The organism is Rhizobium sp. BK313 (genome assembly GCF_014193655.1).
Lineage (GTDB): Bacteria > Pseudomonadota > Alphaproteobacteria > Rhizobiales > Rhizobiaceae > Rhizobium.
The window spans coordinates 22,263-40,605 of sequence record NZ_JACHZQ010000006.1; the positions used below are offsets into that span (position 1 = coordinate 22,263).

At 58.2% G+C, this 18,343-nt stretch carries 17 protein-coding genes and 1 pseudogene; 9 read left to right on the top strand and 9 right to left on the bottom strand.

Going from position 1 to position 18,343, the window contains the following annotated elements; all coding sequences use genetic code 11:
• Positions 1–2: 2 nt before the first annotated feature.
• From FHT86_RS26535 to FHT86_RS26565, 7 genes are all read right to left on the bottom strand, one after another.
• Positions 3–2,099, bottom strand: coding sequence for an ABC transporter ATP-binding protein (locus FHT86_RS26535; RefSeq protein WP_133710205.1), 2,097 nt, complete (start codon positions 2,097–2,099; stop codon positions 3–5).
• Positions 2,096–2,971 carry an ABC transporter permease gene (locus FHT86_RS26540; protein WP_133710204.1) on the bottom strand — a complete coding sequence of 292 codons (876 nt, stop codon included), beginning with the start codon at positions 2,969–2,971 and terminating at the stop codon, positions 2,096–2,098. The genes FHT86_RS26535 and FHT86_RS26540 overlap by 4 nt, the downstream gene beginning before the upstream one ends.
• 3 nt (positions 2,972–2,974) lie before the next feature.
• Positions 2,975–4,009, bottom strand: coding sequence for an ABC transporter permease (locus FHT86_RS26545; protein ID WP_246779676.1), 1,035 nt, complete (start codon positions 4,007–4,009; stop codon positions 2,975–2,977).
• Between the two features lie 48 nt (positions 4,010–4,057).
• Complete coding sequence (locus FHT86_RS26550) at positions 4,058–5,731, bottom strand: ABC transporter substrate-binding protein (protein ID WP_133710203.1); 1,674 nt, start codon at positions 5,729–5,731, stop codon at positions 4,058–4,060.
• Positions 5,732–5,919: 188 nt separating this feature from the next.
• On the bottom strand, positions 5,920–6,972 hold the full coding sequence (locus FHT86_RS26555; protein ID WP_246779677.1) for a GlxA family transcriptional regulator: 1,053 nt from the start codon (positions 6,970–6,972) through the stop codon (positions 5,920–5,922).
• A gap of 247 nt (positions 6,973–7,219) precedes the next feature.
• Complete coding sequence (locus FHT86_RS26560) at positions 7,220–9,052, bottom strand: methyl-accepting chemotaxis protein (protein WP_133710202.1); 1,833 nt, start codon at positions 9,050–9,052, stop codon at positions 7,220–7,222.
• A 218-nt stretch (positions 9,053–9,270) separates the two neighbouring features.
• On the bottom strand, positions 9,271–9,543 hold the full coding sequence (locus tag FHT86_RS26565) for a hypothetical protein (RefSeq protein ID WP_133710201.1): 273 nt from the start codon (positions 9,541–9,543) through the stop codon (positions 9,271–9,273).
• Between the two features lie 223 nt (positions 9,544–9,766).
• Here FHT86_RS26565 and FHT86_RS26570 point away from each other — a divergent pair, with 223 nt between their 5' ends.
• Positions 9,767–10,720 (top strand): DUF4118 domain-containing protein, encoded by a 954-nt coding sequence (locus tag FHT86_RS26570; RefSeq protein WP_246779678.1) that lies wholly within the window; start codon positions 9,767–9,769, stop codon positions 10,718–10,720.
• A 51-nt stretch (positions 10,721–10,771) separates the two neighbouring features.
• Here FHT86_RS26570 and FHT86_RS26575 read toward each other — a convergent pair whose 3' ends face one another.
• A complete protein-coding gene (locus tag FHT86_RS26575) occupies positions 10,772–11,974 on the bottom strand; it encodes a sensor domain-containing diguanylate cyclase (RefSeq protein ID WP_133710200.1) in 1,203 nt (400 codons plus the stop codon).
• 250 nt (positions 11,975–12,224) lie between these two features.
• Between FHT86_RS26575 and FHT86_RS26580 the strand changes: the two genes are divergently transcribed.
• From FHT86_RS26580 to FHT86_RS26590, 3 genes are all read left to right on the top strand, one after another.
• A complete protein-coding gene (locus tag FHT86_RS26580; RefSeq protein WP_133710199.1) occupies positions 12,225–13,400 on the top strand; it encodes an adenylate/guanylate cyclase domain-containing protein in 1,176 nt (391 codons plus the stop codon).
• Between the two features lie 179 nt (positions 13,401–13,579).
• Positions 13,580–14,602, top strand: coding sequence for an LLM class flavin-dependent oxidoreductase (locus FHT86_RS26585; RefSeq protein ID WP_133710198.1), 1,023 nt, complete (start codon positions 13,580–13,582; stop codon positions 14,600–14,602).
• 148 nt (positions 14,603–14,750) lie between these two features.
• Entirely contained in the window at positions 14,751–15,041 is a 291-nt protein-coding gene (locus FHT86_RS26590; protein WP_133710197.1) for a hypothetical protein, read from the top strand.
• 320 nt (positions 15,042–15,361) lie between these two features.
• On the opposite strand, the gene FHT86_RS26595 is transcribed toward FHT86_RS26590, so the two are convergent.
• Positions 15,362–15,709 (bottom strand): hypothetical protein, encoded by a 348-nt coding sequence (locus FHT86_RS26595; RefSeq protein ID WP_133710196.1) that lies wholly within the window; start codon positions 15,707–15,709, stop codon positions 15,362–15,364.
• Between the two features lie 478 nt (positions 15,710–16,187).
• Between FHT86_RS26595 and FHT86_RS26600 the strand changes: the two genes are divergently transcribed.
• The 5 genes and pseudogenes from FHT86_RS26600 to FHT86_RS26620 all read left to right on the top strand — a co-directional run bounded on the left by FHT86_RS26600 (position 16,188) and on the right by FHT86_RS26620 (position 18,333).
• The gene (locus FHT86_RS26600; protein WP_133710195.1) at positions 16,188–16,511 is read left to right on the top strand and encodes a helix-turn-helix transcriptional regulator; all 324 of its coding nucleotides are present in this window, start codon (positions 16,188–16,190) and stop codon (positions 16,509–16,511) included.
• Entirely contained in the window at positions 16,508–16,918 is a 411-nt protein-coding gene (locus tag FHT86_RS26605) for an SRPBCC domain-containing protein (RefSeq protein ID WP_133710194.1), read from the top strand. The genes FHT86_RS26600 and FHT86_RS26605 overlap by 4 nt, the downstream gene beginning before the upstream one ends.
• A 157-nt stretch (positions 16,919–17,075) precedes the next feature.
• On the top strand, positions 17,076–17,297 hold the full coding sequence (locus FHT86_RS26610) for a hypothetical protein (RefSeq protein ID WP_133710193.1): 222 nt from the start codon (positions 17,076–17,078) through the stop codon (positions 17,295–17,297).
• An 11-nt stretch (positions 17,298–17,308) separates the two neighbouring features.
• A pseudogene (locus FHT86_RS26615) lies at positions 17,309–17,778 on the top strand (DUF1801 domain-containing protein).
• 114 nt (positions 17,779–17,892) lie between these two features.
• Positions 17,893–18,333: a DUF1801 domain-containing protein gene (locus FHT86_RS26620; protein WP_133710250.1), complete on the top strand. Its 441-nt coding sequence runs from the start codon at positions 17,893–17,895 to the stop codon at positions 18,331–18,333.
• Positions 18,334–18,343: the final 10 nt, after the last annotated feature.

The window sequence follows — 18,343 nt, forward strand, 5'->3', positions numbered from 1 at the left end:
GATTATACCTGCCCTTCCGGCAATGTTTCGAACGCAGGCAGCGTCGCGCGCAATTGCGCCTCATCGATATGACAGGCGATCTCGTGCGTTTGCGACATTTTGCGGATGGGCGGAGGGACGCTATCGCAGATTCCGCCGACCTTTCGGTGGCAACGCGTTGCAAACCGACAGCCGGCGGGCACGTTGACCGGGCTTGGCGTATCGCCGCCAAGCTGAATGCGTTCGCGTGGCTTCTCGTCGAGATTTGGGCTGCGGATCGCCGAAATCAGGGCTTCCGTATAGGGATGTGTGCCCCCGCCGAAGACCTCCTCGACAGTGCCCTGCTCCATGACCTTGCCAAGGTACATCACGACCACCTTGTCGGCGACGTGGCGGACAAGCGCCAAATCATGGCTGATGAAGAGCATGGTGGTGTGCTTCTCTCTCTGGATGTCGAGAAGCAGCGTGACAACGGCGGCCTGGACCGAGACGTCGAGCGCGGAGACCGGTTCGTCGGCGACGATCAGCGATGGATCGGCGGCAAAGGCGCGGGCGATGGCAATACGTTGCTTCTGTCCACCGGAGAGCTGGTTTGGCTTGCGGTCGGCAACAGCCGACGATAGGCGCACCATTTGCAGAAGCTCGCCCACGCGCTGCTCGATCGCCGCCTTGCCCTTTCGGACACCGAACTTCTTGATCGAGCGCCGGATTGAAAACGCCGCGGAATGCGACGGATTGAGCGTGCTGTCGGGATTCTGGAAAATCATCTGGACGGACTGCAGAAGGTGGCGCGGACGGTCTCGCGCCTGGAGTTCGGCAATGTTTTCCCCAGCCAGCCGAATTTGTCCGGACGTCGCGCGATCCAAACCCGTAACAATGCGCGCCAATGTCGATTTTCCGCAGCCGGATTCTCCGACGAGCGCGACAATCTCCGCCTTATCGGCGCTGAAGGAGACGGCTTCATTCGCCTTGAGCGTTTTGTTGGCGCCAACCCTGTAAAGCTTGGTCAGATCCGAGACCGCTATTGCTTCGGTCTGCGTTTGGGCATTGCCAATCTCTGCAAGCGGTTGGGGGGTGGCACGGTGCATGTCCGGCCACCGGGCGCAGCGCACGAGATGATCTTCACCAATATTTTCGAGTTCGAGATCAGGCCGGTCGCAGAGACCGGCGGTGAAACTTGAACAGCGCGGTGCGAAGGAACAGCCGACCGGCCGTTCCTGCGGCAGCGGAATGTGGCCAGGGATGGCGGCAAGCGAGCGGCTACGCTTGTCATGCGCGATATCCGGAATGCAGTCGATCAGCCCCTGCGTATAGGGATGGCGTGGTTTGCGGAAGAGATCGCCCGTCGTCCCCTCCTCCACCATTTCGCCGGAATACATGATGCCGACCCGATCGCAGGTTTCGGCGATCAGCCCGAGATTGTGGGAGATGAACAAAAGGCTGGTGGAGTAGCGCCGACGCAACTCGCCGATGAGATCGATGACGGCCGCTTCCACCGTCACATCGAGGCCGGTCGTCGGCTCGTCTAGGAGCAGCAGCGACGGACGCGCCAGCAAGGCCATAGCGATGACGACGCGCTGTTGCTGGCCGCCGGAGAGTTGATGCGGATAACGCTTCAGCATATCGCCTGCATCCGGCAGGCGCACATCCGCCAACATGGCGGCAGCCATCTCCATGGCCTCTTTTCGCGTGGCTCCGAGATGCAGCAGCGGCACTTCCGCAAGCTGAGCACCAATCGTCTTGACCGGATTGAGCGCGCTCATCGGGTCCTGATAAACCATTGCGATCCTGCGACCCCTGATGGCGCGAAGCTCTTTCGCGCTGGAGCCGACCAATTCCTTGCCCTCAAAGCGGATGCTGCCCTCGGCGATCACGCCGGTATTGCCGAGATAGCCCATGATCGCCATGGCGGTCGTGCTCTTGCCGCAACCGGATTCCCCGACAAGGCCGTAGCTTTCTCCCGCCTTTACGCTGAAGGACAGGTTGGGGACGGCAACCACGGTTTCGCTCTTCCCGCGGAACTCGATCCTCAGATCCTTGATATCGAGAACGGTATCGGAATCGGACGGTGATTTGCCGGACATAGCCGCTCCTTTAGGGCTGGATATGATCAGGTTCATGGCTTCCAAGCCTCTCGCATACCGTCGGCCAACAGGTTGAAGCCAAGAACGAGGCTGACGAGCGCTGCAGACGGTACCAACGACATCAGTGGCCAGACGTTGAGAACGGTCACACTCTCCTTGACCATCCCGCCCCAATCCGGATTCGGTGGCGGCAGGCCGAGACCAAGGAAGCCGAGGATACCGATGGTAATGATAGTGTAGCCTATGCGAAGGCAGGCATCGACGATCAGCATGCTGCGGCAGTTGGGCAGAAGCTCGACCAGCATGATGTAGATCGTGCTCTCGGCCCTGAGTTTAGCCGCGGCGATATATTCCTGCTCCTTGAGGCCAAGGACCAGGCCGCGGGTGATACGGCCGATGCCAGGGGCCGAGGCGATCGTCGTGGCGATCACGATGTTCAGAACCGATGGGCCTATATTGGCAATCAGGATGACGTAGATCACCAGCACCGGGAACGCCAGGATGATGTCGGAGAAACGGCTGATGATGGTGTCGATCCAGCCGCCGTAGTAACCGGCAACCATACCCATCGTGATGCCGACGATCATTGCGACGGCAACCGAAAGCGGCGCGACGGACAATACCGTTCGCGCACCGAAGACAAGCCGCGAGAGCACATCACGGCCGAGAACGTCGGTACCCAACCAATGAGCTGCAGAGGGATAGGGATTGCCCATTGCCATGACGTCGGAATCGGTCGGCGACGGAAGCGGCAGGATCGGCGCAAGCAGGGCCGCGGCAACCCAGAAGACGACCAGAAACAGGCCGACGACCGCCGTTTTGGAATAGAAGATTCGCATCCAATTCGGGCGTGCACGGCGTTGTGCAGGTGCCAATTTGACTTCAGCGAGATTGTCTTGCAGCGCCATGGTTTACCTCACACGGATGCGTGGATCGAGCAGCATGTAGCCAAGGTCGCCGAGCAACTGCGTAACGACGGCAATAGCGACGGTGATCAGCGTGGCCGCCTCGAGCGTCGAGATGTCTCCGAAGAGGCTTGCTTCGAGGATCAGGCGGCCGAAGCCCGGATAGGCAAAGACCAGCTCCGTCACGACAACGCCGCTGATGAGAAAGTTGATTTGAAGGAGCAGCACCGTGAAAGGCGCGATCATGGCATTGCGGAGCGCGTGACCGAGGATGACGCGGCGCGTGCTCATGCCCTTCAGCACGGCGGTGCGGATATAGGGCCGTTCCATAACGCCGATCATCGAAACGCGGATCATGCGGGCGACATAGCCGAAGTCATAGATCACGAGCACGGCGACCGGCAGGACGAACTGATAGGGAATTGCCCAGCCGCCATCGCTGTTGAGGGGACTGGTTCCCGGCAGGATCGGCCAGAGGATGACGAACAAGGTCACCAGAAAGACACCGGAGGCGAATTCGGGAATGGACGTGAAGGTGATACATATGACCGACAACGTCCTGTCGAGCGCTCCGCCCTCCTTCAAGCCTGAGAGAACGCCGAAGATGATCGACAGCGGCACGATCAGCAGAAAGGCGAGACCGGCAAGAATCGCGGTGTTGCCGAGCCTGTTCCAGATTACGTCGTTAACCGGCAGCTTGTTGAGCGTCGAATAGCCAAAATTGCCGAAATATTGCGCGCCGCGCGAATCCTTGAAATTCAGACCCGTGCTTGGGTCTTGCAGCGGATCGGGAATGGCGCCGACGAGAACACCAAGCCAACGCCCATAACGGACAAGCAGGGGATCATTGGCCTTGAGCTTTTCGGTCAGCAGGTCGACCTGCTGCTGCGTTGCAAATGGCCCGAGTGATTTGCGTGCCACGCTGCCCGGCGTAAATTCGCAGACTGCGAACACCAGAAATGATGCGCAAAGCATTGTCAGCAGCATCATCGCCAATCGATTGAGCAGGAATTTCGTCATGGTCGTCAATTCCGTCGACATCGGCACCGCACCCGGCCGCCCGAAGGCGGCCAGGCGCGGGCCGGGAGATTACGCCGCGATCGCGTATTGATGCGCGAAGATGTACTGCGAAGGATGGAGCTCAAAGCCCTTGACCTTCTTGTCCATCACCGTCGAGAAGACGCGCCAGAACGGCTGAACGATCGGCCCGTCGTCCTGCATGATCGCCTCGATCTTCGCCATGACCTTGCTGCGCTCCTTCGGATCGAGGATGCCTTCCGCTTGGGTCAGCAACTGATCGAATTCGGCGTTGGAATAATGGGACTCGTTCCAGGCCGCATTCGAGCGGTAGGCGAGCGACAGCGTCATGATGGCGAGCGGTCGGTGGCCCCAGGCGGTCAAGCTGAAGGGGGCAGTTGTCCAGACTTCCCAATACTGTGCGCTTGGCAGCGACTTGATGTTGATCTTGACACCGATGTCCTTGAACTGTTCGGCAAGGACCTGGGCCGTGTTCAGCTCCCAGATCGGATCAGGACGCGTGACCATGTCGAATTCGAAGCCGTTGGGATAGCCGGCGTCGGCGAGCAGTTTCTTCGCCTTCTCGATATCGCGGGGATATTTCGGCAGCGCCGCATATTCCGGATGAGACGGGGCGACGTGGTGATCTTCGGCCGGAGTGCCTGCACCTAAGAGCGACGTTTGGATGACCTTGTCGCGGTCGATTGCGTAGCGCATGGCTTGGCGAACGCGCTTATCCTTGAACTGCTCCACGTCGGGATGCATGCGGGCGACAACGGTTTGGGTCGTCTCGACCTTATAGACCGCAACATGCGGGAAATTCTTCATCGCGTTGATCTGCACGGCGTCGGCTTCCGACAGGCCGTCGACCTGCTTCGATGCCATGGCAGCGATCCCCGCGCCGGGGTTGTCGCCGAGGTCGACATATTCGAACGTCTCGAGATAGGGACCCGTGCCCCAGTAATCGGTGCGAGCCTTGTACTTGGCACCCTTGCCAACCGTATATTCGGTAAGTTCGAAGGGACCCGTGCCGTTGGCACCGGGACCGAAAGCGCCATTCTCTGCCGGGTCGATGATGAACATCGGGTAGTGGTAGAGATGTTCCGGAACGGCGATCTGCGGCGCGAAGCAATTCAGACGGACGGTGTAATCGTCGACCTTTTCGATCGCATTGTCGGCCCAAAGCTTGCTCGACTTCTTCGGGTTGCCCTTTTCGTCCTTCTCGCCGGCGTCGTATTCCTGCACGAGATAACCGGTGAACAGGCCAAGTACCGAAGACCCGATTGCCGGATCGCTGACGCGTTTCAGGTTCCAGACGACATCGTCGGCCGTGAGCGGCTTACCGCCCTTGCGCCATTTGACATCTTTGCGGACATGCAGCGTCCAGGTCTTCAGGTCGTCGCTGACCTCCCATTTCTCCAAGAGATAGGGATGCGTAATGTTGTTCCTGTCGGTAAAGGTCAGATACTCGCAGACCTGCCGAATGACATTCGACTTCTCGGCAAAATCGGCGAGGTGCGGATCTTTGATTTCCATGCATCGCATGCCGATGCGAAGATTTCCGCCTTTGGGCATGTCATCGGCTTTTGCGATAGTCGCCGGGTTCGGAAGCCCGGCCAGCGTATAGGCCGCCGCCGCGGACACACCAAGAAGGGTCGCCTTGCGTAGGAAATCCCGTCGATTGATGCTTCCGCTCGTCAGGTCATCGACGAGCGTCGGGATATAGGGGTGCTGTCTTTTGTCCATGATCTTTGTCTCCAAGTTGCCGCAACGCTGTTCCGTTTTTATTTTTTTGAACCCGGCCGACGATTGCTGTGATCGGTCCGAGGCTGCTGCGAACTTTTCGTTCGCCAGCTATCCGTCAGGAAAAAAATAGAAGCGTTTAGGCCCTCGAGATATGCACTGAATCGACATCTTCTGCGCGTCGATCGACATTAGAAACCCAGTGCCAGCATGCCAAGCCTCGGTTCAGCCTTTCGAGTCGCGGCCGGACTCTCGTTAAAATGCTGGCGATAGATGCGACTGAAGTGGGAGGTGGATTCATAGCCGCAAATCTCGGCTATGTTCGCAATGGCAAGCTCGGTGTTTGCCAGCAGCTCGCGAGCACGAGACATGCGCAGCTCGATATAAAATTTCGACGGGCTTTTACCTAGATTGGCATGAAAAAGACGTTCCAACTGACGAACTGAGAGTGCGACGCTGTCGGCGAGCTCTGTGATTTCGATTGGATCGTTGAGGCTCGCCTCCATGCGGCGAATGACGAAGCCGAGCTTCGCATTGCGAATGCCAAACCGGCCTTCGGGGTCCATCTTTTGAACGTCATCCTGCCTGCGGATGCGAGGATGATTAAACTGGTCCGAGATCTGCGAAGCGAGATCACGACCTTCGGCCGCTGCGATCAAATACAGCATCATGTCGAGGGTGACGGTGCCGCCAGACGATGTCAAAAACCGCCCGTCAATCGCGAAAATGTCGTCGGTGGCCAGGCAGTTCGGAAACTCGCTGCGAAAGCTTGCAAGCGACTCCCAATGAATTGCGCAACGACGACCCTCCAACAGGCCCGCCTTTGCAAGAAAAAAGACCGCAGTGCTGACTGCCCCCAGGATACAGCCTTCCGAATAGACGCGGCGGAGCCAGGCGAAAATATTGGGATCATAGGAATCGACGTAGTTAATGCCCGCGCATACGATCACGACATCGCAGCGAGGAGCTTTGGTCATTGCGGCGTCCATGTCGAACCCAAGGCCGCTGCTCGATTTGACATGGCCGCCATCTGCCGAGATCAGAATCCACTCGAAGACCTTTCGCTTTGCCAGCCGGTTGCCTTGGCGCAGCGAGTCGAGCGCTGCAGAAAACGTCATCAGCGGAAAGTCGGGAACGAGCAGGAAGCCGATCCGGATTGGGCGGCTACCTTGCGCAAGCTGTTTTAATGAAAAGGTTTCCTGGGGCATGTGTCGATCCGCTCTCTTCACTTCACCATTGCGCAATGATGATGAAAGCGAAAATCACTTTCGCCAAAACCGGCTGCGTCTAGATGCGGTCAGCAGTTCTCCCCGATGACAATCGACTTCATCACGAATAAGGTTTGCCTCTGGCCAGCCAGTCGAGCGCAAGCCTCCCGGAGCCGTGGTCGCGCACGCAGCATACTGGCGCTGACCTGAACGCGCCAGCGTTCATCCCGTATCACGAAAGCCGGATCGCCAGGACGCAGGATATCAGAGCAGGAAAAGCAGCTTAGGCGGCCATCCCGTTTACCCCGCGCCGAAATGCAACGGATTGCATTGAAGCCGCCTGCAGCTTGAACTGAGCGACAAGATCGCGAAGCTTTGCCGCTTCCAGGGCAAGACTGGCCGACGCGGCGGTGGATTGCTCGACCATCGCTGCGTTCTGCTGTGTTGTCTGGTCCATGGAATTGACGGCGACATTCACCTCGGCAAGTCCGGTTGACTGCTCCTTGGCCGAGGTGGCGATCGCGTTCATATGTTGATTGATGTCGGCAATTTGTTCGCCAATAGTCTTCAGAGCCTGACCCGTCTCAAGAACCAGCTTCACGCCGCTTTCAACCTCAGCCGAGGACTTCTGAATGTGTCCCTTGATTTCCTTTGCAGCTTGAGCCGATCTTTGCGCGAGTTCGCGCACTTCCTGGGCGACCACGGCAAAACCCTTGCCGGCGTCCCCGGCGCGAGCGGCTTCGACGCCGGCGTTCAGCGCCAGAAGGTTGGTCTGGAATGCGATTTCGTCGATGACGCCGATAATGCTCGAGATTTGTTGCGCGGAGGCCTCGATGCGACGCATCGCTTCTTCGGCGTGCGAAACGACCTCAGCGGACTTTGCCGCGCTGTGATTTGCTTTTGTGGCTTCCGTGCGAGCCTCGTCGGTGCGCTTGCTCGAATTCGACACATTGACTGTGATCTGATCGAGTGCCGCGGCAGTCTCTTCAAGCGATGCCGCCTGCTGTTCAGTTCGTCTGGAAAGGTCGTTGGCGCCCGATGCAATCTCCTTCGTGCCGTCATCGATCGCCGTGATGGCCATTGAGATTGCACTGAGCGTATCTCCGAGCTGCTTCACCGAGCTGTTGAAATCGTGCCGAAGGCTCTCGAAGTCTGGCGAGAATGGGTCATCGAGTTGAAAGGCAAGATCGCCGGAGGCGAGCCTTTTCAGCCCGGCGCCGAGGCCTGATGTGGCCGCGCGAAGGCGCGCACCGGCATCTTCATCGGCCTGCTTGCGCGCCGCGATCCGGTCAGCTTCGGCTTCCACCCGAGCTGCCTCGGCCTGCTGTTCGAGCTGCCTGTTGGCAATCGCAGCCTGCCGGAAGACTTCGACAGCCGATGCCATGGTTCCAATTTCATCCGAACGACCAGCGCCTTTGCAGGCAATATTGGTGTCGCCAGCGGCAAGTTTCTCCATATCGCTGGAGAGTGCGAGCATCGGTTTGGTGACCGACATACGGGTCAACAAGTAGAGGCCGACCGAAAACAGCGCCGTCAGCCCGAGGATCACTTTCAAAAGCGTATCGACAAGAGCTTGCGTATCAGCGCTGCGTTTCGTGATGTCTTCGGAGAGCGCATTGATCTGATCTCCAGCTTGTTCCATCGCAGTTTCCAGAGCGGAAAACTGTTTCATGAATCCGGGCAGCGATTTCATCGCCGCAGACGGGTCCTTGCCGGCAAGGTCGACCATCTTCGTGGCGCTGTCGATATAGGCAAGAAGCGGCGGTTCGACACCGGCCAGCACGCGCTGCGTAGCCGCATCGGTTGCGAGTGCTTTATTGGCCGCGATCATCTCCCGGAACGACGCTTCATGTTCCGCCAAATCCGCCTTCACCGCGTCAGCGGCCACGCCTGCAGCCGGGTCGGTGGCCAGCAGCGCCGCAAGCACGTCCGCGCGAAGCGCATCGTGCATCATGTCGGCCTGCATATGGTTGCGAAGCACTTGTGCTGAACGGGCAACTTCGGCGTTGTTTTCGGCCAGGATGGATGTCGACCAGATGCCCACACCCGTCGCGCCGCCTGCCAATACGAAAATTGCGACGCTTGCAATGATGATTTTATGCTGAATTGACGCCATGAGTGCCCCCCGCGGTAAAGACCAAATACGAGGATATCCAAACATGCTTAATTATTTATCATTCATCAATATTGCATAACGATCGACTTGCATCAAAAAAGTGAATACAATTAGAATTGCCTAAATTACTTGGAGCATCAGTACAAATTCCGGTATTCAAGCACCCGGACCGGCCCCTTTAGTCATTCGCCATGATGGAGCTCGAGCTGCTGAACTTTTCAGCGTTCCGAAAAATGCTCTTGGATGATTTTCCGGTCCACCAATCTGAGGCTGCGGTCCGGCTGGATGATATAGGTTTCGAAAACCTCGTCTCCCCACTGGTCGGTGAAACGGTGAGGGACCTGGCTTCCAATGGGAGATTTCGTGAGCTTCATCGTCGGCTGGCCGCCATAGGTGATGCTTCCCGGAATCGGTTCCAACGAAAAAGTGCCCGTCTGATTGCATGAACAGGTGATCAGACCGACGATTGCCAGAAGAATGATGCGCCGCATAGTTCGCTCCATATTGCCATTCTGCTCTATCTGTATCGGTTGCGAAGCCAGTCGCTTGCGCCACGAAACTATGCTCTCCAACGCCCAGAAAGAGAATATCACATGGCGAAAGCGGCGTTGCTTGGCTTTTAGACGGGGTCTTCCTGATATGTCGACGGCCCGTTTAGCTGCCAAACGACGGTAGTGTCGGCATCCGGAGCACGAAACCTCATATTGCATATTGATGGAAGTGCGCCCATCGCATTTATTCGATGTTTATAAATCTCCCCACGTTTCCCCATGGAATTCAAATGCCCGGCAAACCACTTCCATTTGGAAGGAGGATCTGGTCATGTCCGCGAACAACCATCTCGATGAAGTCGCAACCGGCGTGGCAGCGGATTCTGCTACTCGCAATCTGGGCCTTTCAGATATGCCGTCGATCGTGCAGTATCTTGGTTCTTTGGTCATGACAGCAATGGCCACCGCGATCGCCGCCGGTTTTGATCGCTATGAGACGATACCCAATCTGTCGCTCATTTACGTTCTGCCGGTCGTGGCGAGTGGGGTTGCGTTCGGTCTTGGTCCAGCATTGTTTTCAGCTCTTCTCGGAGCCCTTGCCTATAATTTCTTCTTCACTGAACCCCGTTTCTCACTCGCCGTCGCGGATACTTCCAACATCTGGGCTATCGCGTTGCTGTTCGTCATCGGCTGCGTCACAAGCACCATTGCATCGACAAAGCGGCACGACTCGGCCGAGCTTGATCGCCTTCATTTTCATCAGGCCAAAATGCAGGTTTACGCACGCCAGATGATTGCCTCGAGATCTGCACGAGAGGCAACGGATCTTACCCGATCCGTCCTGGCGTCACTTTTTGAGGCTCCGGCCGCGATTATTTTCGTTCGAGACGACGAGGAACTGCAGATCGAAGGCGAAACGAAGCTTACCCAATTGGAGAGAGACGCAGCAAAGATGGCGGCCGTGTCGAACGAAATCGTGACTGCGGGTGTCTATCCTTTCGATCAATCACGGTTCGATTTCTGGCCAGCGCCAACCAAATCCGACCGCACGGTTGTCATTGGTGTCGGATTCGATCCGCAGCATCGCCCGGCAAATGCCGACGCGACGGTTGAGATTATCGCGCTGATGCTTTCCGCCACACTCGATCGATACGAAGAGCAGGCAAGCCACGCATGAGCATAGTCGCCTCAGGCACACTGTGAGCCGCGAATTCATATAGCCGAACATTCATCGGCCCCCTCCGGACGTTGCCGATTGCGCGGCAAGCCGGATGCCCGTCGCGTCGCGTGGGGGCTTTCCATCGAGCATTACGCGGTTGCGCCCGGCTTCCTTGGCGGCGTAAAGCGCCAGATCGGCGCGCGAAATGCGATCCCGCAGGTCATGCTCGTTGTGGTCTTTCGTGGCAACGCCGAAGCTCGCGGTTACCGCTCGGTTGATGCCGATGCCGTGTCGATCGACATTTGCGAAGGTTGTTCGAAGCCCGTTGGCGAATTGAGCTGCAGCGTCGAGCGAGTGATCAGGCAGGAGAATGACGAATTCCTCGCCGCCGAAACGCGCAGCAATGCCATCTAGAGGCAGCCGGGCCTTTATCAGCGTTGCAAGCTCCTGAATGACGGCATCTCCGGCCGCATGGCCGTGGGTGTCATTCACCTGTTTGAAGCCATCGATATCGCAGGCCACGATAGCGCAGGACGAAAGCACCTTGTCCGATAGCCCTTCCGTCGCGCGCTCGAAGCCTCGGCGGTTGAGCAGGCCGGTCAGCACATCCGTGTCTGCGGCACTGCGATACTGGGCGATCACGTCCAGGGTCGAGGCAGCAAGTGCAGACAGGGCGAAGAACAATGCGAGGACCGATGCACCGGCCTGCATGGCAAAAGCGTATGGCGAATTCAGGAAGCTTTCCGTGCTGCCGTAGGAAGGGACGAGAAATACCAGTGCGACATTGCGAGCGATGGTTTCTACGACGATCAGACCCGCAATCATGAGCAGGGCATGATCGGCCGTGTGGCTTCGACGCCCGACCACCATCGCCAGTGCGAATGTCAGAAGAGTGGCGCATGTCAGGTCGTTGATGACCAGTTCGGCGGCGAGATTTTGCAGGACGAAAACAGCAACTGCCGTCGCCGCGTATGTCAATAAGCAGAACGTCAACCGAATCGTGGCGAACGTCGATCGTTGAAAGCGGATTAAAAGGGCGCTTCCATAGAAATAGAATGCTGCCGTAAACAGGCCATCGGCAACAAAGGAAAGCACGGGAGCGGGTATCGTTGCCGGAGCGAAGGGCATCGAGAAAGCAGCGCCCGCGCTGAGATAGCCAAGCGCCCACGATGTCGACTGACGGTGCCCGTGCCTGGATAGCGCCAGGAACACGAAACCGAACGTCATCATGATAACGGGCAGCAGAAACGCAAAACTATCGTCAGAAACCACGATTTCCTCGTTTGGTAGCGCAGGGCCAAACTGATCTTTTGGTAGAGTAGCCCCGTCCATTTAACAAGGCATGAGCTGGCGGCATGTGCCGATCGCGGGCGTGCGCATGGTGGCGAGACTGTAGGTCAGGAAAGCGCACCGAATGGACGCCGGAGCTTGACTTCCAGCTCGAGCGTCCGATTTTTCGCAGTTGAAGGATCGGCTTTGTCAGCCATACTTTTGGATTCGGCGGACCTCAAGGACATCCGAAATGCGGGAGTTGCAGGAACTGGTCGGCTGGATCATCGGCAAAGGCCTGTCCACGGACAATATCGGCGATATTCTGAAGGGCGTCGCAGAGCGGCTGATGATGCTTGGATATCCGCTTCTTCGAGCTTCAATTACGATGCCAACCATCGATCCCCTGCAAAGGGGCGTCACGGTCGCATGGTCGCGAACTTCGAGCATTTCGGTGGAGGTTCAGGGTCATGACGACGCGGGTCAGGAGATGTTCCGCAGGTCGCCCATTTCCTATCTTCTGTCGAACGGTCTCCAATTTGGTCGCTGGAGGCTGCCCACCGATAAGAACACTGCAGCCTACGCACTCCTGACGGAATTGGCTGATCTGGGGGCGAGCGATTACCTGCTGAAGCTCATCGCCTACCCCGAAGGAACTGCCTTGGCGGGCGTCGGATTTTCTCTGGCCGGTGAGGGTCCCACGGGTTTCACGGAAAAACAAATTGCCGATCTCGATATATTTCTGCCCGCCCTTGCGCTTGCCTGCTACCGGATCGCGGCAACACGCGTCGCCGCGGATATGCTCGCAGTCTATACCGGCACCCGCACCAGCGGGCGAATTCTCAGCGGACAAACACAGCGAGGGGAAGGCGCGGCCATCTATGCGGCCATCCTGCTTGCAGACCTCAAGAACTTTACCTCGCTCAACGAGAACCATGCGCCGGGCCACATCATTGCCTGGCTGAACGAGCATTTCGAGGCAATAGGACAGCCTATCGAGCAGGATGGCGGCGAAATCCTGAAATTCATGGGCGACAGCCTGCTCGCCATTTTTCCGGCCGACATGGAAAATCCCGCCGAGGCATGCCACCGGACCCTGTCGGCAGCCAAGAAGGCAATGGAAGCCAATGCCGCAGTCAATCGCAGGCGATTGGAGGCCGAGCAGCCGGAAATCCTCGTCGATATCGTCCTGCATGTCGGCGAGGTCTTCTATGGAAACGTCGGCGCTGCCCGCCGCCTCGATTTCACAGCGATCGGAAAGGCGGTCAACGAAGCGGCTCGTATGGAGAAGCTGTGCGACACCGTTGACCGTAGCCTCTTGGCATCCGGAGCTTTTGTATCGCACTTTCAAGCCGGATTCGAAAAAGTGGGCACCTTCTCTCTTAAGGGCGTCACTCGGCCAGCCGAAATCTATGCTTTGGCCAAGTGATCGGCGCTCCGTTTCTCTGCCAGAGAACTGCGGATTCCAAACATATCTGGTAATGCCTCATTTGTGCTGCATTAGGACCATCTCTCCAGGATGCAGAGAGCAATAGAGAGCTGTGTGTCGAGCTGGAATTGTGCCAAGAGGCTAAGCTGCGCATGTCACACTTTTGAGGCTACAGGACTATGAAGAAAATCGGCTTCCTATCGTTCGGTCACTGGACGCCCTCGTCCCAATCGCAGACGCGATCGGCATCCGACGCACTTCTGCAGTCTATCGACCTCGCCGTCGCCGCCGAGGAGCTGGGCGCGGACGGCGCGTATTTTCGCGTGCATCATTTCGCCCGCCAGCTCGGCGCGCCGTTTCCGCTGCTGGCGGCCGTCGGCGCCAAGACCGGCCGTATCGAGATCGGCACGGCTGTCATCGACATGCGCTACGAGAATCCGCTCTACATGGCCGAAGATGCGGGTGCTGCCGACATCATTGCCGGCGGGCGCCTGCAGCTCGGCATCAGCCGTGGGTCCCCCGAACAGGTCATCGATGGATGGCGACACTTCGGATACGCACCCGCCGAGGGCGAGACCGACGCCCAGATGGCCCGGCGCCACGCCGAGGTCCTGCTCGATGTGTTGCGCGGCGAAGGCTTCGCGCAACCCAACCCGCGGCCGATGTTCCCAAATCCACCCGGCCTCTTACGCATCGAGCCGCACTCGGAAGGCTTGCGCGACCGGATCTGGTGGGGCGCAAGCTCGAACGCCACCGCGGCCTGGGCGGCAAAGCTTGGTATGAACCTGCAGAGCTCCACGCTCAAGGATGATGAGAGCGGGCTTCCTTTCCACGTTCAGCAGGCGGAGCAGATCAGAGTGTATCGCGAGGCTTGGAAGGCGGCCGGTCACAAACGCGAGCCGCGGGTGTCGGTCAGCCGCAGCATCTTTGCACTGGTGGACGACCGCGACCGCGCCTACTTCGGATACGGCAACCAGAACGAAGACCAGATCGGCTTTATCGATGAGAAAACCCGGGCGATCTTCGGTCGCAGCTACGCCGCAGAGCCCGACGCCCTCATCGAGCAACTGGCGAAGGATGAGGCCATTGCCGAGGCCGACACGTTGCTCTTGACCGTCCCCAACCAGCTCGGCGTGGACTATAACGCACATGTCATCGAAGCAATTCTGAGCCACGTCGCCCCTGCCCTCGGCTGGCGTTGAAGCCGCCGCCCGCACGGGTGTCAATCGTTGATAATCGACAGTTGGACGGCCCCACCCCGTCTCAGCTCGATATCCGATGGCAGTCAAATGTTGGAACCATGTCCTTCCTCAATCGTTGCTTAAATATACAAGCAAGGAGGATAGACAAATGCGATATACAATCATCGGATGCGCGGTGGCAGCTCTAGCTGTGTGTTCCATGGCTGCGCCTGCATTGGCAGACGACGTCATCATTGGTGGCCCTTCCTACGACGAGGGCTATCATCAGGAGCACCATCGTGATCGCGCCGGCATCATCATCAGCGATCAGGGCATTTCGGTCGGCAAGGTCCGCGATCGCGATCGTTATCACAATCGCGACCGGTGCGTTACCAAGAGCATTACCCGCACGAACGAAGACGGTGGTCAGATCACAAAGACGATGCGGCGTTGCGACTAACCCCGCAATCGAGACCCGGCATCCCATGTCGGGCCTCACTGATTTCGGATAGCAATACGGCGTGTCGGGGCTTTTCTCCCCGTCGGCTTGGGCGAGTGGTGGATGGCGTCGATCTCATAACACGCTACCGACAAGCCGTTTCACCCGTGTCACCGCAGAATGACCCGCTAACCCAATTTCCCATTTCTCATTCTCATCAAGCTACCGGACATGATCGACGAGAGCCGCCTTTCTCGCCCGAGCTTATCCTGCCGAAGCCGTCCTTGGAATGTACGTGCGTTTGCCGGCTACCTCGGCTGGTGACGAGGGGACCTCGCGCGCTAGTCGATAACCGGGCAACCACGTCTGTTGGCAAAGGCCATACGGTCGGGCCCGCCGTCATTCCAGCCACGAACGATAATGCGGCGTCCGTTCATTTGGATGGAATCGATGCGTCGAAAGCCTTCGTCACGGGCGGCGGCCACGAGATCGCGCCGGCTGCAACCACCGCGGTCCCAATCCCTCGGCGGGCGACCCCAGTCCTGATTATCTTGGCGGCGATCCCACTGCGGCGGCCTGTAGTCCTGATCGTCGTCGTAGTACTGCGCCACGGCGACTGAGGGAAGCAGTTGTGACGCAACCAATCCGGCCAACGCGATGTAGGAAATCCCTGCGAAACGTCCAAACATCTTTCACTCCTTCTGATGTCGGCAATATAGATGGAAGATAGGGCGCTTTATCTGAACACCACCCGAACAAGCCATTCATACAGCCACTCTAATGCACGGGGCACGGCACAGCTCGTTCATCCACTGCCAAGTCGGGACCGTGAGAAGTGACATTTCCCATGCCCTGTTTGCGAAGTTGAATTCCGCAGACATCTGCGGACGGCAGCCATATGGCGCTCGTCACCACACCGCCGCGGCCGCGCATGCTCAACAAGGTGATGCACGATGCATAGCTGGCGAGGTATGGTAAGCGCAAACATCCCTGTCCAGGAGCCATGCTGCTTGCATCGTGACCGACTGATCTCAATCGCTGAAGAATAACGCGCGACCGCTGGTGGCTTCTGTGTCAGGATCGCCATGTCGCTCCGCGCTCCCGCTTGACTCATGTATAGCTCCGCGGCTATACGTCAATCAATAGCCAACAGGGTATAGATCCCAAATGTCCAACGATCACGATGTGCTCTTCAGAACGCTCGCCGATCCGACCAGGCGGGCTCTTTTCGAACGGTTGTGCCGCGAAGGAGAGAAGACCGTCGGGGCCTTGACGGCTCGGGCCGGGGTCTCGCAACCGGTCGTCTCAAAGCATCTTGGGGTCCTGAAGCGGGCCGGGTTGGTACGCGACCGCCACGAAGGTCGCCAGACGCACTATAGTGCGCAGCTCGGCGCCCTGGGTCCCCTGATCGATTGGACAAGCCAAATGGCCGGGTTTTGGCAAAGCCGATTCGACCAACTCGAAGACCTGCTGAAAAGGATGGACCAGTGACCCATACTGCGACCGAAACGCGCTCCGTTATTGTCGAACGTGAAATACCTTACCCGCCAGAAAAGATCTGGCGCGCGCTCACCCAACCACACCTGATCGAGGATTGGCTGATGAAGAACGACTTCAAGCCTGTTGTGGATCACCGTTTCAATCTTCGCGCGGATTGGGGCGCTGTCGACTGTCAGGTCCTCGCAATCGAGCCGAACAAAACGCTGTCTTACACCTGGGCCGCCTATGGTCTCGAGAGTGTAGTCACTTGGACCCTCACCGCAACGAGCACGGGGACCCACCTGCGCATGGAGCAGTCGGGCTTCCGGCCAGATCAGCAGCAGGCCTACCAGGGCGCCAAGTACGGGTGGCAGCAGTTTTTTGCAAACCTGGAGCAGGTCTTGGCGCGGACAGATTGAGTCCAATGGCACAATTCGAAACCGGCCCTGTTCACAATTGCATAGCGTAAGCGTCTGCGGCCCAAACGACGTCTAAAAAGTCGACAGAGATCGCGAGGAAGGCGGGCGCCAAGCGCATCGCCAAATCCGCTTTGGCTCATTTTCAGAGGAGGTCCCATTGGATTGGAACAAATGGATCCGGAAGATCCACCGCTGGGTGTCCATCGCTTTTACAGTGGCCGTCATCATCAACATCGTCGCCTTGAGACAGGGGCAAACTGCCACCTGGATAGGCATCTTGGCGCTGCTTCCACTCGTCTTGCTCCTGCTCACCGGTCTATACTTGTTAATGCTGCCGCATGCCAGCAAGTGGCTTAGCGAGCAGCGCACTGGCGGATAGGAGCAAAGACAATGGCCAGCAAGACGTCCGAGAGGTCGGCGAATGTCGCAAAAAGGACCGTCGCCAAGCCGATTGTTGCGAAACCGGCCCTCCTCGCGGCGGGAACCCTCAGATCGCGAAGGCCGAGGGCGACGCCCCCGTGCAGGCCTACATCGCAGCTTTGCCAGGCTGGAAAGGCGACGTTGGGCGACGCCTTGACGCGCTCATCGTGCGCACCGTCCCCGGTGTGCGCAAGGCGGTCAAATGGAACTCCCCGCTCTACGGAGTCGAGGGCCAAGGCTGGTTCCTCGGTATCCATACCTACACGAACTACGTCAAAGTGGCTTTCTTCCGCGGCACCTCGCTCCGTCCTGTTCCCCCTGGCGAGTCCAAGAGCAAGGACACGCGCTACCTCGACATCCGTGAAGACGACCAGCTTGATGAAGCTCAACTCGCCGCTTGGGTGAAGCAAGCAAGCCAATTGCCCGGCGAACGAATGTGAGCGGCCACTACATGCGGGGCCTCGATTGACCGTCGAAGACCCCCGATGGAAACGAGCTGCGATCGGACCAATGCTGATGAGCGATACTCAAACGACGCGCGAGCAACAACAACCATGAGGAAAGCGACAACAACCATGAAGCAGAGCGTTTCGAAGGAAGGGGAAGACTCTCCCTCCCAGCTGATAGATGCGAGAATCAAGGAGCTGAGTGATTGGCGGGGCGAGACACTCGCTCGGATCCGAAGTCTCATCAAACAGGCCGATCCCGAAGTGGTCGAGGAATGGAAGTGGAGAGGAGTTCCGGTGTGGTCGCACGCCGGGATCATCTGTACCGGCGAGACGTACAAGGAAGTCGTAAAAATGACCTTCGCCAAAGGCGCCTCGTTGGAGGACCCTTCGAGCCTCTTCAACTCCAGCCTCGAAGGCAATACCAGGCGCGCCATCGATTTCCATGAAAGCGACAGGATGGATGAAGAGGCGTTGAAGGCGCTCATTCGCGCCGCCGTGGCATTGAACACATCGGCGCGGGCTAAGAAGAGGCCAAAGAGCGCTTGAGGAGCATTAT